The 13,919-nt window shown below is 64.4% G+C and carries 15 protein-coding genes; 6 read left to right on the top strand and 9 right to left on the bottom strand.

Annotation, left to right across the window (positions count from 1 at the left end; genetic code table 11):
* Window position 1: 1 nt before the first annotated feature.
* From AB3X95_RS17365 to hyfB, 4 genes are read right to left on the bottom strand one after another with little or no spacing between them, the layout of a single operon-like run.
* Window positions 2-1,465, bottom strand: coding sequence for a hydrogenase 4 subunit F (locus AB3X95_RS17365; RefSeq protein ID WP_368622013.1), 1,464 nt, complete (start codon window positions 1,463-1,465; stop codon window positions 2-4).
* Complete coding sequence (locus tag AB3X95_RS17370) at window positions 1,458-2,117, bottom strand: formate hydrogenlyase (RefSeq protein WP_368622014.1); 660 nt, start codon at window positions 2,115-2,117, stop codon at window positions 1,458-1,460. The genes AB3X95_RS17365 and AB3X95_RS17370 overlap by 8 nt, the downstream gene beginning before the upstream one ends.
* Window positions 2,118-3,068, bottom strand: a complete 951-nt coding sequence (locus AB3X95_RS17375) for a respiratory chain complex I subunit 1 family protein (protein WP_368622015.1) — start codon at window positions 3,066-3,068, stop codon at window positions 2,118-2,120.
* Window positions 3,062-5,068 (bottom strand): hydrogenase 4 subunit B, encoded by a 2,007-nt coding sequence (gene hyfB / locus AB3X95_RS17380; protein WP_368622016.1) that lies wholly within the window; start codon window positions 5,066-5,068, stop codon window positions 3,062-3,064. The genes AB3X95_RS17375 and hyfB overlap by 7 nt, the downstream gene beginning before the upstream one ends.
* 197 nt (window positions 5,069-5,265) lie before the next feature.
* Between hyfB and AB3X95_RS17385 the strand changes: the two genes are divergently transcribed.
* Both AB3X95_RS17385 and AB3X95_RS17390 read left to right on the top strand, forming a co-directional pair.
* Window positions 5,266-6,033 (top strand): YoaK family protein, encoded by a 768-nt coding sequence (locus AB3X95_RS17385; protein WP_368622017.1) that lies wholly within the window; start codon window positions 5,266-5,268, stop codon window positions 6,031-6,033.
* Between the two features lie 108 nt (window positions 6,034-6,141).
* Window positions 6,142-6,327, top strand: coding sequence for a CopG family transcriptional regulator (locus AB3X95_RS17390; RefSeq protein ID WP_090809355.1), 186 nt, complete (start codon window positions 6,142-6,144; stop codon window positions 6,325-6,327).
* 26 nt (window positions 6,328-6,353) lie between these two features.
* On the opposite strand, the gene AB3X95_RS17395 is transcribed toward AB3X95_RS17390, so the two are convergent.
* Entirely contained in the window at window positions 6,354-7,190 is an 837-nt protein-coding gene (locus AB3X95_RS17395) for a spermidine synthase (RefSeq protein ID WP_176120731.1), read from the bottom strand.
* A gap of 87 nt (window positions 7,191-7,277) precedes the next feature.
* Entirely contained in the window at window positions 7,278-7,622 is a 345-nt protein-coding gene (locus AB3X95_RS17400) for a zinc ribbon domain-containing protein YjdM (RefSeq protein WP_368622018.1), read from the bottom strand.
* 301 nt (window positions 7,623-7,923) lie between these two features.
* Between AB3X95_RS17400 and xth the strand changes: the two genes are divergently transcribed.
* Window positions 7,924-8,733: an exodeoxyribonuclease III gene (xth, locus tag AB3X95_RS17405; RefSeq protein ID WP_176120733.1), complete on the top strand. Its 810-nt coding sequence runs from the start codon at window positions 7,924-7,926 to the stop codon at window positions 8,731-8,733.
* 113 nt (window positions 8,734-8,846) lie between these two features.
* Here the strand turns inward: xth and AB3X95_RS17410 are convergent, their stop codons facing one another.
* Window positions 8,847-9,113, bottom strand: a complete 267-nt coding sequence (locus AB3X95_RS17410) for a CsbD family protein (protein ID WP_176120734.1) — start codon at window positions 9,111-9,113, stop codon at window positions 8,847-8,849.
* A 181-nt stretch (window positions 9,114-9,294) separates the two neighbouring features.
* On the bottom strand, window positions 9,295-9,978 hold the full coding sequence (locus AB3X95_RS17415) for a Pr6Pr family membrane protein (RefSeq protein ID WP_184228532.1): 684 nt from the start codon (window positions 9,976-9,978) through the stop codon (window positions 9,295-9,297).
* Between the two features lie 243 nt (window positions 9,979-10,221).
* On the opposite strand from AB3X95_RS17415, the gene AB3X95_RS17420 reads away from it, so the two are divergent.
* Window positions 10,222-11,634, top strand: coding sequence for a DUF2252 domain-containing protein (locus AB3X95_RS17420; protein ID WP_368622019.1), 1,413 nt, complete (start codon window positions 10,222-10,224; stop codon window positions 11,632-11,634).
* Window positions 11,635-11,669: 35 nt separating this feature from the next.
* Here AB3X95_RS17420 and AB3X95_RS17425 read toward each other — a convergent pair whose 3' ends face one another.
* Entirely contained in the window at window positions 11,670-12,503 is an 834-nt protein-coding gene (locus AB3X95_RS17425) for a polysaccharide deacetylase family protein (protein WP_176120737.1), read from the bottom strand.
* A gap of 275 nt (window positions 12,504-12,778) precedes the next feature.
* Here AB3X95_RS17425 and AB3X95_RS17430 point away from each other — a divergent pair, with 275 nt between their 5' ends.
* On the top strand, window positions 12,779-13,543 hold the full coding sequence (locus AB3X95_RS17430) for an SDR family oxidoreductase (RefSeq protein WP_176120738.1): 765 nt from the start codon (window positions 12,779-12,781) through the stop codon (window positions 13,541-13,543).
* Between the two features lie 93 nt (window positions 13,544-13,636).
* Window positions 13,637-13,912: an oxidoreductase-like domain-containing protein gene (locus AB3X95_RS17435; protein ID WP_176120739.1), complete on the top strand. Its 276-nt coding sequence runs from the start codon at window positions 13,637-13,639 to the stop codon at window positions 13,910-13,912.
* Window positions 13,913-13,919: the final 7 nt, after the last annotated feature.

Here is a 13,919-nt window from a genome sequence, read left to right on the forward strand (position 1 = left end):
GTCACCCCGCCAACATCGTTGCGGCCTGGCGATACCACGTTGCCAGATACGGTGGCACATAGAGCCCCAGCATCAGCCCCAAGCCGAGATGCACGAATACCGGCAGCGGTGCGGGGCGATGCTCGAGCGGCTTGGCCGTCGTAGTTTCGCCGAACACCATTCGCTGCACGCGCGCGAAGATCGCCGCGAACGCAACGGCGAGGCCCAGCAGCAACAGCGGCGCTGTCCACGGTAGCGTGTTCATCGCGGTCGTCAGAATCAGAAATTCGCTTGCGAACACGCCGAACGGCGGCAGTCCGAGAATCGCGAGCGCGCCGAGCATCATGCCCCAGCCAACCGTCGGGCTGACCTGCAGCAGCCCGCGAATGCCTTCGATCGCCTGGGTCCCCGCCTTTTGCGCCGCGTGGCCGACCGCAAAGAAGATCGCCGACTTGACGAGGGAATGGACGGTCATATGCAGCAGACCGGCGAACGTCGCGACCGGGCCGCCGAGGCCGAACGCGAACGTCATCAGTCCCATGTGCTCGATCGACGAATACGAAAACAGCCGCTTGACGTCCTTCTGCCGAAACAGCGAGAACGACGCGATCAGCACCGACACGAGCCCGAACCCGACCAGCAATCGTCCCGGCAGGCCATTGCCGAGCGCGCCGTCCGCCAGCACCTTGCAGCGCAGCACCGCGTACAGCGCGACGTTCAGCAGCAGCCCGGACAGCACCGCTGAGATCGGTGTCGGGCCTTCGGCATGCGCGTCCGGCAGCCAGTGGTGCATCGGCACGAGTCCGACCTTCGTGCCGTAGCCGACCAGTAGAAACACGAAGGCGATCGACACGATGGACGGGTCCAGGTGCGTCTTGGCGGCTGCAAGGCTCGTCCACAGCAGCGCATCGCCGTCGCTCAGTTGCCGGCTCGCGGCGAGGTACAGCAGGATCGTGCCGAACAAGGCCTGCGCGATGCCGACACCGCACAGGATGAAGTACTTCCAGGCGGCCTCGAGGCTCGCGGCGGTCCGATACACGCTGACGAGCAGCACGGTGGCGAGCGTGGCGCCCTCCATCGCGACCCATAGCACGCCCAGGTTATTGGTCAGCAGCGCGAGCAGCATCGCGAACATGAACAACTGGTACATGCTGTGATAGAGGCGCATCCGCGTGGCCGTCATCCGCCCGCGCGCCTCTTCGATCTGCATGTATGGCCGCGAGAACAGCGACGTCGTCCAGCCGACGAATGCAGTCAGCGCGACGAGGTACACGTTCAGGGGATCGACGAAGAATGCACGGTCGAACGCGAACGACGGTCCGCGTTCGACGGTGCGCGCGGCGAGCACCAGCGTCGCCGCGAACGTCACGAAGCTGAAGCCGGCGTTCAGGTTGCGCGCGACCGGAGCGGGGCGCACGCCCGCGAGACATGCGGCCGCCAAGAGCGGAATGCCGAGCACGGCGAGCACGACGTGGGCGTCATTCATCTTTGAGTTTCTCGAGGTGATGGATGTCCAGGCTGTCGAACTGCTCGCGAATCTGGAACATGAAGACGCCCAGAATCAGAATCCCGACCAGCACGTCGAGTCCGATGCCGAGTTCCACGATCATCGGCATGCCGTTGGTCGCGGCCGTGGCCGCAAAGAACAGCCCGTTTTCCATCGACAGGAAGCCGATCACCTGGGGAACCGCCTTCGCGCGCGTGATCATCGCCATGAACGACAACAGCACGCACGCAAGCGCGATCCCGAGCGTGCCGCGCGCGGCCGACGTCGCGAGCTGGCTGATCGGCGACGCGACGTTGAACGCGATGATCACGAGCACGATGCCGATCAGCAGCGTGGTCGGAATGTTGATCAGCGGTTCGACGTCGGCCTGAATGTCGAGCCTGCGCACGAGCCGATACAGAATCCACGGAATCACGCCGACCTTCAGCAGGAGCGTCAGTCCGGCCGACACGTACAGATGCGCATCATCCGTCACGAAACCGAGGATCAGGATTGCCAGCACCAGCGCCACACCCTGCAACGTATAGAGATGGATCAGCGACAGGATGCGGCGCTGGCTCAGCATCGCGAACGACAGCATCAGCAGCACGGCCGCGAGGAAATTGATCAGTTGCGTCGCGTACGCGTGCATTCAGGCTCCCAGCAGCAGATGGACGAGCATGCCGATCACGGCGAGCAGGAAGGCGGTCGCAAGGAACTCCGGAACCCGGAAAATCCGCATCTTCGCGTTGGCGGTCTCGACCACCGCCAGCGCGGCGCCGCCGACCATCAGCTTGACGAACAGTGCCGGCACCGCGAACAGCAGCGCGAGCGGATTACCCGCCGCGGCGATCCCCCACGGCATGAACAGCGCAATACCGATGCACGAGTAGGCGAACAGTTTGAGGCTGGCTGCCCATTCCATCAGCGCGAGGTGCCGCCCCGAATATTCGAGGATCAGCGCCTCGTGGATCATCGTCAGCTCGAGGTGAGTGGTTGGATTGTCGACGGGCAGTCGCGCATTCTCGGCGAGCGACACCAGCGTGAACGCTATGCCGGCGAACGCCAGGCTCGGGTAGATGGTCAGCTCGCTGTGGCCGAGCGTCGCGACGATGCTCGTGAGCAGGGTCGACTGCGTGATCAGCGAGGCCGACAGCAGCACCATCAGCAGGGCCGGTTCCGCGAGGAAACCGACCAGCATCTCGCGGCGCGCGCCGAGCGTGCCGAATGCCGTGCCGACATCCATTGCCGCTAGCGACAGCGCGACGCGCGCGAACGCGAACAGGCCGACGAGCGCGATCGCATCCGCGGCGGGAGACAGCGGCAATTCGGTCGACAGCGTCGGCACGACTGCGCAGGCGAGCGTCATCGCGGCCCACACGACATAGGGCGCGCCACGGAACACCGGACTCGCGCCACGAGCGACGACCGACTCCTTGTTGAACAGCTTGTGGAGCATCCGGTAAGGCTGCCAGATGCTGGGCGCGCGCCGGTTCTGCAGCCACGCGCGGCACTGGTTGACCCAGCCCGTGAGCAGTGGCGCCGCGGCAAGCGCCACGATGATCTCGAGGCTTTGCGACAGCACGCCGGATACAGTCACCATCGTCTCACCAGCATCAGCAGGAGGATCAGCACGGCGAAGCTGTAGGTCAGGTACACGGCGATCCGGCCCGTCTGCAGCCGACCCGCCCATTCCGCCGCGCGTTGCGTGAGTGCCGCGATACGCTCGTACAGAATCGACCACGTGCGGTCGGCGACCGAGACCCGGTAGGCCGGCTGCGCGTCGAATGGCGACGGCAATTGCCGCTCGATGCGCAGCAGCGGCGCGAAAATCTCGCGGATCGGTTGCCCGAAGCCTTCCGCCGTGTCCTGCATCCGCGCAGTCGTGAACGGGAAGCCGCAACTCCACGGCGCGGCCCGTCGCAGCCGACCGTGGTAGAAGCGCCGCACCAGCACCCACGCAAGGCCGCAGCAGGCGACGAAAAACAGCATGAACACGACGGGCATATAGCTCGCCCGCGCGGTCGATACCGGCACGAAGATCAGCCAGCCATGATTCTCCGCGCCGATTCCGGCGCCGACGAGCACGCGCGTGACCCGGTCCAGCACCTTGACGAACTGCGTGGGCATCAGTCCGAGCAGCACACCGGCCACCGCGAACCAGCAGAACGCGAGCCGTTCCCATCTGTTCGCGTCGTGTGCGCGACTCAGTTTCGCTTCTCTCGGCTGCCCGAGGAAGACGATGCCGAAGAACTTGACCATCGTGTAACCGGCCAGCGCTGCCGTCATCGCGACGAGCGCGGCCGCGATCGGCACCGTCATCGCCAGCACGGAATTCTGCAGACCGGGCGTGAACAGAAAGCTTTGCAGCAGCAGCCACTCCGCCACGAAGCCGCTCATCGGAGGCAAGCCAGCGCTGGCCGCGACGCCCGTGAGCACGGCCCAGGCGGTCCACGGCATAACACGGATCAGGCCGCCGAGCTTGCCGAGATTGCGCTCCCCGGTGGCATGCAGGACGGCCCCGGTGCCGAGGAACAGCAGGCTCTTGAAGGCTGCATGCGCGACGATCTGGTAGAGCATCGCGGTCAGCGCAAGCGCGGACAGCTCCGTCATCCCGTACGCGCGAAACAGCACCGCGAGCCCGAGCGCGACGATCATCAGGCCGACGTTGTCGATCGACGAATACGCGAGCAGACGCTTCATGTCGACCTGGATCGTACTGAACACCACGCCGAGCAGCGCGGTGCCGATGCCCAGCACGAGCAGCAGCGCGCCCCACCAGGCGATCTGCACGTGCAGCAGGTCGAACACGGTGCGGATCAGGCCATACAGACCGACCTTCAGCACGAACCCGCTGAGCAGCGCCGATACAGGGGATGGCGCCGCGGGATGGGCGTCCGGCAGCCACACGTGCAACGGGAACACGCCCGCCTTGGCACCGAATCCGACCAGCGCGAACAGGAAGGCGAGCGAGGCCCAGAACGCGTCGGGCGACTGCGCGCGCAGGTTGGCAAACGTGTAGTCGCCGGTGCGCGCCTGCAGGATGCCGAAGCAAAGCAGCAGCGCGAGCGCGCCGACGTGGGAGATCAGGAAATACAGGTAGCCTGCGCGGCGGATTTCGCCGAGCCGATGATTGGTCATCACGAGGAACGTCGCGGACAGCGTCAGCGTTTCCCAGGCGACCATGAACACATAGGCGTCGTCGGCGATCAGCACGAGCGCGATGCTCGCGATAGAAACGTGGTACTCGAAGCAGATGAGTCCTGGCGCCGACCCTTCGCCCTTGCGGAAATAACCGGCGGAAAACGCGCCGATCCCCGCGCTGACGACACCCAGCACGAACAGGAAATAGCCCGATAGCGCATCGACGCGCAGATGGAACGGCAACCCGGGCAGGCCGATAGGCAGCACCGCGGTGGTCGGTTCGGTGAAGATGGCGGCGAATCCCGCCGCACCCAGCAGCAGCCCTCCCAGCGCGCCGAGCGGAAACAGTCCGTGAGCGACGAATCGCGTGCGATGCAGAACTCCGAGACCCAGCGTGCCGATCGCGAGCCAGGCGGCTGCGACCAGCAGGACGAAATGGACGACCGGGAAAGGTGCCATCCGGAATGTCTCCAGTACGCTCGGTTTGGACGAGGAGCATGGAATGAGCTCCGGCTTGCCGGCCTCACTCGAATCGCATTATGACATCAGAAACCAATCTGGATAACAGGATATGATAATGCCATTATCATGTGAACCACATGTTCGCCACGTCTTTGCCACGTCTTTGCCGTTGCTCCAAGCGATTGAGTGATCCTATGCCTGCGCAGTACTTTCGAAGCCTGACGGGAAAACACCGCAGCACGAGCGCGAACCGTCAGCTCGGGTTTTCTCTTGCCTTCGTCGCCGGCGCCACCAATGCGGGCGGCTTTCTCGCGGTCAGGCAATACACGTCGCACATGAGCGGCATCGTGTCGGCGATCGCGGATCAGGCGGCGCTCGGCGACCTCCGGCTCGTGCTGGCTGGCATTGGTTCGCTGGCGTCGTTTCTGGTCGGAGCGGGGTGCTCGGCGGTGCTCGTCAACTGGGGACGCCGCCGCAGCCTGCAAAGCCAGTACGTGCTGCCGTTGGTGGTCGAGGCCGCGCTGCTGTTGCTGTTCGGTCTGCTCGGCAGCCACCTCGCGCTACGCGAAGCGTTCTTCGTCCCCCTGACCGTGATCCTGCTGTGCTTCATCATGGGGCTGCAGAATGCGATGATCACCAAGCTGTCGGGTGCGGAGATCCGGACCACACACATGACCGGCATCGTCACGGACCTCGGTATCGAGTTGGGTAAGCTTTTTTACTGGAATCGGTCGGCGCTCGTCGACGACGAGCACGCGGTCATCGCAAATCGCGCGAAGCTGAGGATCCACGGCACGATGCTCGCGTCGTTTTTCGTGGGCGGCCTGATCGGCGCAATCGGTTTCAAGCATGTGGGCTACGTGTCGACCGTGCCGCTCGCTGGCGCACTGGTCACGCTGGCGATCGTGCCCGTCGTCGATGATCTGTTGACCTGTCTCTGCCGGTTGCAGCGCAGGCACTGAGCTCACGCGAGGACGGGAGAATGCTGGCGTGAAATGCCGGTTCTGGTCGTGCCGCCGAAAGCAAATGCATTATAATTTGGTTAGCATATTTGCCGACTCGTCCTCGCAATGGAAACGAAAACCGCACGCCTGACCGTCCTGATCGACCCCGCCAAGAAAGAGGCATTCGAAATGCTCTGCTCGGCGCAGGATCTGACGCCGTCACAAGTCGTCCGCCAACTGATCCGCGAGTATCTCGAGCGTCACGGCGTGACCTACAAGACCAAGAGCCCGCTTGCCAAGCGCGGAAAGTAACGCCCCGGGTTGACGCCTCGCGCCGGTCAACCGCCGATTTCCCAGTGCCCCTGTCCTTGCTCACGCCAGATCAACCGCTTGGGATCGAGGCGCTCTCCCTCTTTCAGGCGGCGCGCAGTGACGGATAGTTTGAGTTCGTCTGCAAACGCGAACGAGAGGGCACGCTCGAATAGCACTTGTCTGGGCGGCAAACGATGCCCGCTTTTCCAGGCGAACGCGACGAAGTTGCTGTCGTCGCCGCACCGAACGAGCGCATAGCAAACGCCAAATGCGGATCTCAGCCACTCGAGGTGCTGCGGTATGGCCGGATCATCGTCCGTGAAGTTGATGACGAGGACGCCCGTCTCGGTCAGTCGTTCGCGACACGCGGCGAAGAATGCGAGGTTTGCACAGCGGCTCGCGATCCCTTCTGCGACGAACGCATCGAGCAGGATCACGTCCGTGCGGATGTCATCCTGCATCAGGTAGTCCGCGCCATCGGCGCAAACCACCTTGAACCGCGCGTCGTCCGCCGGAATCCTGAACACGTCGCGCAGCGCGATCACCTCGGGGCTGATCTCGACCGCTTCGATCGCGACCTCGGGCAGATGCCGATAGCAATATTTCGCCAGCGAACCCCCACCTAGTCCGATCATGCAGATGTGCGTGGGGGCGGGCTGCAGCAACAGAAATCCCATCATCGCGCGGGTATAGCCGAGCGTGAGCTTCTCCGGGTTGCTGAGCGACATGAAGCTCTGAGTGGAGAAGTGATCGAAGTGTAGCGACACCGCGTGCTGCGTCTCCAGCACGAACGGTTGCCCATCACTGATTGGCGTGGACAGGAATTTGACGAACGCGTCGTACGAGGTTCGATCCTCAGCCATTCTCGGTATGCTCGGGTAGCCAACCAGTCGATTGAATCATGCAGTGCGAACCGCGCTCGAGCGGGGCCGCCAACGGCGAACGGCCCGTCAGACCTTCTTCAGAAAGCAGGCCTTGAGCATGAAGCTGCCGGCGTCGGTCTTGCAGTCGATTTCGTGATCGCCGCCGACGATCCGGATGCTCTTCACCTTGGTGCCCATCTTCAGCGTGATCGACGAACCCTTGACGCGCAAATCCTTGATCAGCACGACCGAATCCCCGTCGGCCAGTACGTTGCCGTTCGCATCCTTGACGACGCTACCGGCGGGTTCATCGTTCGCATCGGCGCCAGCGTTTGCCGACCATTCGTGACCGCAGTCCGCGCACACGTACAGCGTGCCGTCAGGGTAGGTGTTTTCCATCGCGCATTGCGGGCAGGCGGGGGCAGCGTTCATTGCAGCTTCCATTGAAACGACTTGAAGACAGTCAGTAAAAAACAGGCGGGCAACCCGCCTCGCCAGAGTCGGCATCGTGCCGGCGGATCATGGGCGCACAAAATTATAATGCAATACACATCCTCTTACCTTCCAATTAGCATATGCTTTCGGCGCCATTCATCAGACTTGCGGGTAGCTTCGCTGCGGATGTCGACAGCTTCGAGCTGGATGGAAAGTTGCGGGTGATAAATTTGGAACGGGCCAACCGGGCCAAAATGGGGTCGGTGCTCGCGGTGCCACAGGCGACGGAGGGACGATCATGGCGAAGCTGCGCATTGCGACGTTCAACATCAATGGAATCCGCTCGCGCCAGGCGGCGCTTTTTCAATGGCTCGAGCGCGAGGCGCCGGACGTCGTGTGTCTGCAGGAACTGAAGGCGGTGGATAGCGCGTTTCCCGTCGACGCCTTGCGCGAAGCCGGTTATGGCGCCGTCTGGCAAGGCCAGAGCGCATGGAATGGGGTGGCGATTCTGGCCAAAGGCGAAGCGCCGCTCGAACGGCGGCGCGGTCTGCCCGGTTTCGAAGACGACACGCATAGCCGCTACATCGAGGCCGCGGTCGGCGGCGTGCTGATCGTGTGTCTGTACCTGCCGAACGGCAATCCGCAGCCGGGCCCCAAGTTCGACTACAAGCTCGCGTGGTTCGATCATCTGATCGCGCATGCGGCGCAGCTCTACAAGAGCGGCCACCCGGTCGTGATCGCCGGCGACTTCAACGTCGTGCCGACCGACGAAGACATCTACAACCCCCGCTCGTGGCTAAAGGATGCGCTGTTGCAGCCGGAGAGCCGCGAGCGCTATCGAAAGCTGCTCGCGCAAGGCTGGACCGATGCGCTGCGCACGCATTTCGGCGACGAACGTGTGTACACGTTCTGGGATTATTTCCGCCGTCATTGGGACACGAATTCGGGGTTGCGCATCGATCATCTGCTGCTGAGCGCCGATCTCGCGCCGCGTCTGCGAGACGCGGGCGTCGACCGCTGGGTGCGCGGCGAACCGCATGCGAGCGATCATGCGCCCGCATGGATCGAACTGGAGATGGGCGCCGGCCGCAAGAAGAAGAGCGGCTAGTAAAGCAGAGCGGCTAGTAAAGCAGCGGGCGAACCGCTTGCCGCGGATCGCCCGCTTTGGTGCGACTGCTTCGCACTGTCGTTCGGCGCCGACGATTCGGCGCCGCGCCTGCATCAGTCGTAGTCGCGACCGCCGCGCGACCACAGCGCGCCCATCACGAACCCGGCGAGTGCGACGACGGCCAGCGTCGTGAACGGGTTTTCGGCCGTCGTGTCGCGCAAGAGGCTCGTCGTGTTCGCGCATAACTGCTGCGCCTTGCCGCTCAATTCGCGCGCCTTGCCCGCCACCTGCGCGCTGGTGTCGCCGACTGCGTCGCCGACTGCGCTCTGCACCTTGCCGGCGACTTCCTTTACCGCGCCTGCCGCTGAATTCGTGTCCATATGCATCGCTCCTGTTGTCATATTTACGTGCGGGCGCGCTGCAATTGCAACGCGCCCGCACAAGGGCGCCGCGCAAGCCGCGCCGGTGCGGCGTCAGCCTGCGTCAGTGACGAAACGGGTGCAAGAAGTGCGCCCGGCAACGCGGCGCAATGCATCCGGCCAGATGGAATGTGCTGGAACATCATCGTCGGCGCCTGGAATTGATGCCGACGAGCACGGCCAGCAGCATCAGAAAACCGCCGAACAGCAGCGCGGAATTGACCAGCACCTGGCGCAGCCCGAGCGATTCGACGTCGATGAACGGATACGGATAAAAATCCGACAGGCTGCCGCGCCAGAACGTGATGGCGAGATAGGCGAGCGGATAGACGAGCCATAGCAGGCAGTGACGCAAGCGCAGATGAAAGCGCGGCACGAACAGCACCCAGTAGAGCGCGGCGAGCAATGGCAGCGCGCTGTGCAGCGACTCATTGAGCATGCGCCGGTAGGGCGACAGCGGCCAAAGTCCGCGCAACAGCACGTTGTACGCGATGCCGACAAACACCATGTACGCGACCACCGCGGTCACGACGGTCGGCTGCCGGAAAAAGCGCACGAGTGGCGAGCGGTGCTTCCACAGCGCGACGCAGGTGAAGCAGAAGGCGCTGGCGAGCACCGTCAGATTGGTGAGGTAGCTGCTCATGCGCGCGAGCGCGTCGAACACGGTGAGACCGCGAGCGAGCGTGCGATCGATCGTCAGGTCGGCTTGCGCGAGGATCGCCATCCACGCGATCAGCGCAATCACCGCCGCCAACGTCAGCGACGACACACTGGGCGTATGCAGCGGCAACTCGGACTCGCGCTGCGGAACGAGGGTAGGGCGCATGCGCTCGATTCTACGCGCGGTGCGCGCTCGCTCGCATGTGCTTTCGCGCCCATGCGAGCCGGCGGTTGCGAAAATGCTACGGGGTACTACGGAGGTCGGATTGCTGACGACGAACGCGCTTAACCGTGTTGTGTTCCGACCCGTTATGATCGCGACTGCAGCCCTCGCTATTAACGGCGCCACGCGCGGCAAGCAGTCTCAATCGTCGCCGGTTGAAGAATCGCAAAGAAGCGGAGAGAAAGCATGAGAGCCAGCACCATTGCCGAACGGGAAGCGCGCGGCCGCGCCGCACGCGAGCATTCGAAACGCTCGAGCCATCGGGCGGTCGGCGAGTTGCGCCGCGATCCGATCGAGCTGCTGAAACGAAGCAGCGCGGAGCGCGTCGAGAATCTGGTGCCGCTGCGCTATGGGCGCATGGCAGCCTCGCCGCTTGCGTTTCATCGCGGCAGTGCGATTCTGCAAGCGCACGATCTGAGCAAGGTGCACGACAGCGGTCTTAGCCTGCCGATCTGCGGCGACGGCCATCTGATGAATTTCGGCGGCTTCGCGACACCCGAGCGGCAACTGGTCTTCGACCTGAACGATTTCGATGAAGTGTCGATCGGCCCGTTCGAATGGGACCTGAAACGCCTGTGCGCGAGCCTCGTCGTGGCCGCGCGGCAGATGCGCCTGAGCCGCGGCACCGCCGAGAGTCTCGTGATGACCGCGGTCGGCTCGTATCGCGATCGCGTCGCGCAATACGCGCAGTTCGGCGCGCTCGATCTGTGGTACGACCGCATCACGTTCGACCGCATGGCCGAGATCGCACTGACGCCCGAGCGCCGGCGCGCGGTGCGGCGTGCCATGGAAAAGGCCGCGAGCCGCACGCATGAAAGCCTGCTGCAAAAAATGGCGTCGTTCGACGGCACTCGTTGGACCCTCCACGACGCGCCGCCCGCGCTGTTTCATGTGCTCGGTGCGAACACGCTGTTTACGGCCGAGGAAACCGAAACCTACCGGACCGGCAACATCGAAAAGATGATCGAGCTGGTGTGGGAGGAGTACCGCAAGTCGATGTCGCACGATAGGCGCGATCTGCTCGACCAGTTCACGAGGCACGACGTCGTGTTCAAGGTGGCTGGCGTCGGCAGCGTCGGCACGCGTTGTCTGGTCGTGCTGCTCGTCGATCACATGGGCGAGCCGTTGTTCCTCCAGCTGAAGGAGGCGCGGCCATCGGTGATCGCGCAGTTCTACAAGTCGCCGACGGTCAAGCATCAGGGCGAGCGCGTCGTGCAAGGTCAGCGGCTGCTGCAAACCGCGAGCGACGTGTTCCTCGGCTGGGGGACGGGGCCGCACGGGCGGCAGTTCTATTTCCGCCAACTGCGCGACATGAAGCTGTCCGCGAATATCGAGCTGTTCGACAGCGATCTGCTCGACGGCTACGCGAGGCTATGCGGCTGGATCATGGCGCGCGCGCATGCGAAGGCGAGCGGGCAGGCGATCGAAATCAGCGCGTACATCGGCCGCGGCGATCAGTTCGCCGAAGCGCTGAGCGGCTACGCGAGTGCCTACGCGGATCAGGTCGAGCGCGACTACGAGGTGTTCATCAAAGCGTGTCGCGCCGGCAAGCTCGAAGCGCGTACCGATGAGGAGATGGCGGCGGATTTTCGCGTGTAGCGCTGTTCGCACCGAGTGTCACTTCACGCGTGTCGTCACGCATCGACGCGCGCTTCGCGCAGCGTGACGAACCGCAGATGCCGCTCGCGCGCTGCTTCGATCACGCTCGGCAGCACCGCGAGAATCAGCGGCTGGCCTTCGATGGTCAGCGCGGCGTTGCCATCGTGCAGCAACAGGATGTCGCGCGCGGCGAGGCCATCGAGCAGCCGCCGCGCGACCACGTGCGGGTTGCGCTCGCGCGTATCGTAGCCGCGCCGTGTCCACGCGGCGAGACGCAGATCGAGCTTGCGCAGCACCGGCTCCAGAAAGAGATTGCGCAGTCCGGCGGGCGCGCGGAAGAACATCGGCCGCGCGCCGCTGACGGATTCGAGCGTGCGTTGCGCCGCGGCGATCTCGCGCGTCAACCCGTGCGGAAACGTGACCGAAAACGTATGCACGTGCACCTGCGAATGATTTTCGAGCGCATGTCCACGCGCGACGATCTCACGCGCGAGTTGCGGATAGCGCTCGACCTTCGAGCCGATGCAGAAGAACGTCGCCCGCACGTCGAACGCGTCGAGCAGATCGAGCACTTTCGGCGTGACGACGGGATCGGGGCCGTCGTCGATGGTCAGCGCGATCGCATCCGCGTTGCGCGGGCTAGCGGGCAGTCGGGTCCAGTTCGGTCCGAGCAGCTTCGTGCGCGGCAACAGTCCGGTGATCGTAAACAGCGCGTGATTCGCGATGATCGAGGCGAGCCACCATGGCCACGCGGCTGGTGCAACAGCCACGCCGATCAGCACGATCACGTGCCAGCCGATCGTGCCGTTCAGCAGTGCGGAGTTGCGGCTACGCGGCCAGCGGCGCGGCGGGTTCGGGCATTCATTCATCGAAACGTGCTTCCAGTACGCCTTCGTCCGTCCAGGGAAGGCTGTGAATCTTGCGCGCGATGCGCAACCGCGAACGATACCACTGTTGCACGCGTCGACGTGCCGCGCTCGGTGGTCACGTACCAGGTGAAAGCGCGCTGAAAGACTCCCGCGGTTTGCGATCGCCGATTCGCTGTTGTATGGTTCGGAGCGAAAAGCGGCGCGCGTGTCGATGGCGATCGGACCGGTTGCCGGAAAAAGCGCGCGTCGCGACCCAATACGACAGGAGATGCGCGATGTGGCAAACAGGAAACGGCAAAGTGGCGCTGGTGACAGGCGCGGGCAGCGGCATCGGCCGCGCGTGCGCGCTGACGCTTGCGAAGCACGGCTATAGCGTGGTGCTCGCCGGACGCCGCCAGGCCCGGCTCGATGCGGTCGCGCAGGAAGCGCAAGCGCAGCACGGCGAAGCGCTCGCGGTGTCGTGCGACGTGACCGACGCCGACAGCGTCGCCGCGCTATTCGACACGATCCGCGCGCGCTTCGGCCGGCTCGACGTGCTGTTCAACAACGCGGGACGCAACGGCTCGCCCGTCGATCTCGACGAAGTGAGCATCGACGAATGGCGCTCGATCGTCGACACCAACCTGAATGGCGTATTCCTGTGCACGCGCGCGGCGTTCGGGCTGATGAAGACGCAAAACCCGCGCGGTGGCCGCATCATCAACAACGGCTCGATTTCCGCGCACGCGCCGCGTCCGAACAGCGCCGCCTACACGGCGACCAAACACGCGATCACCGGGCTCACGAAAGCGGTGTCGCTCGACGGCCGCAAATACGACATCGTGTGCGGGCAGATCGACATCGGCAACGCGGGAACCGAGATGGCCGCGCGGATGGCGCGCGGCGTGCCGCAAGCGAACGGCGAGATCGCGGTCGAGCCGCTGATGGACGTGCAGCATGTCGCCGACGCGGTGCTGCATATGGCGAGCCTGCCGCTGTCGGCGAACGTGCAGTTCATGACGATCATGGCGAGCAAAATGCCGTTCGTCGGGCGCGGCTGAGCGGCGCGCAGCACCGTCTCGCAAGCGGGAGCGGGGCGCGCGGGTTCAACTTATACTGGGCGCTCCGCTGTCTCTCTAAGCAAACCAAGCGCCGTGCCACGCGCCAAACCCAGCGACGACCCGCCGCCGCAGCCGCCCGTGCGGCCCGATCTCGACGACTGCTGTCACAGCGGCTGCACGCAGTGCGTGTTCGATCTCTACGACGAAGCACTGGAGCGCTACGAGATCGCGCTGGCTGCGTGGCAGAAGCGGCAGGCGCAGAAAGCGCGGCCAGCGCGGCGGCTGGACACGCAAGGCGCGAAGTCGAAGCCGCAGGCGGACGCGCGCCGCTCGACAGCCCGGCGCGGCAAACCGAACCCACACCGCTGATGCGCGC

It is taken from the genome of Paraburkholderia sp. BR13444, from assembly GCF_040948755.1.
GTDB lineage: Bacteria > Pseudomonadota > Gammaproteobacteria > Burkholderiales > Burkholderiaceae > Paraburkholderia > Paraburkholderia youngii.

Coding starts and splice junctions, on each gene's coding strand:
- AB3X95_RS17365 (WP_368622013.1), bottom strand. CDS start 1,465: ATGAATGACGCCCACGTCGTGCTCGCCGTGCTCGGCATTCCGCTCTTG.
- AB3X95_RS17370 (WP_368622014.1), bottom strand. CDS start 2,117: ATGCACGCGTACGCGACGCAACTGATCAATTTCCTCGCGGCCGTGCTG.
- AB3X95_RS17375 (WP_368622015.1), bottom strand. CDS start 3,068: ATGGTGACTGTATCCGGCGTGCTGTCGCAAAGCCTCGAGATCATCGTG.
- hyfB (WP_368622016.1), bottom strand. CDS start 5,068: ATGGCACCTTTCCCGGTCGTCCATTTCGTCCTGCTGGTCGCAGCCGCC.
- AB3X95_RS17385 (WP_368622017.1), top strand. CDS start 5,266: ATGCCTGCGCAGTACTTTCGAAGCCTGACGGGAAAACACCGCAGCACG.
- AB3X95_RS17390 (WP_090809355.1), top strand. CDS start 6,142: ATGGAAACGAAAACCGCACGCCTGACCGTCCTGATCGACCCCGCCAAG.
- AB3X95_RS17395 (WP_176120731.1), bottom strand. CDS start 7,190: ATGGCTGAGGATCGAACCTCGTACGACGCGTTCGTCAAATTCCTGTCC.
- AB3X95_RS17400 (WP_368622018.1), bottom strand. CDS start 7,622: ATGAACGCTGCCCCCGCCTGCCCGCAATGCGCGATGGAAAACACCTAC.
- xth (WP_176120733.1), top strand. CDS start 7,924: ATGGCGAAGCTGCGCATTGCGACGTTCAACATCAATGGAATCCGCTCG.
- AB3X95_RS17410 (WP_176120734.1), bottom strand. CDS start 9,113: ATGGACACGAATTCAGCGGCAGGCGCGGTAAAGGAAGTCGCCGGCAAG.
- AB3X95_RS17415 (WP_184228532.1), bottom strand. CDS start 9,978: ATGCGCCCTACCCTCGTTCCGCAGCGCGAGTCCGAGTTGCCGCTGCAT.
- AB3X95_RS17420 (WP_368622019.1), top strand. CDS start 10,222: ATGAGAGCCAGCACCATTGCCGAACGGGAAGCGCGCGGCCGCGCCGCA.
- AB3X95_RS17425 (WP_176120737.1), bottom strand. CDS start 12,503: ATGAATGAATGCCCGAACCCGCCGCGCCGCTGGCCGCGTAGCCGCAAC.
- AB3X95_RS17430 (WP_176120738.1), top strand. CDS start 12,779: ATGTGGCAAACAGGAAACGGCAAAGTGGCGCTGGTGACAGGCGCGGGC.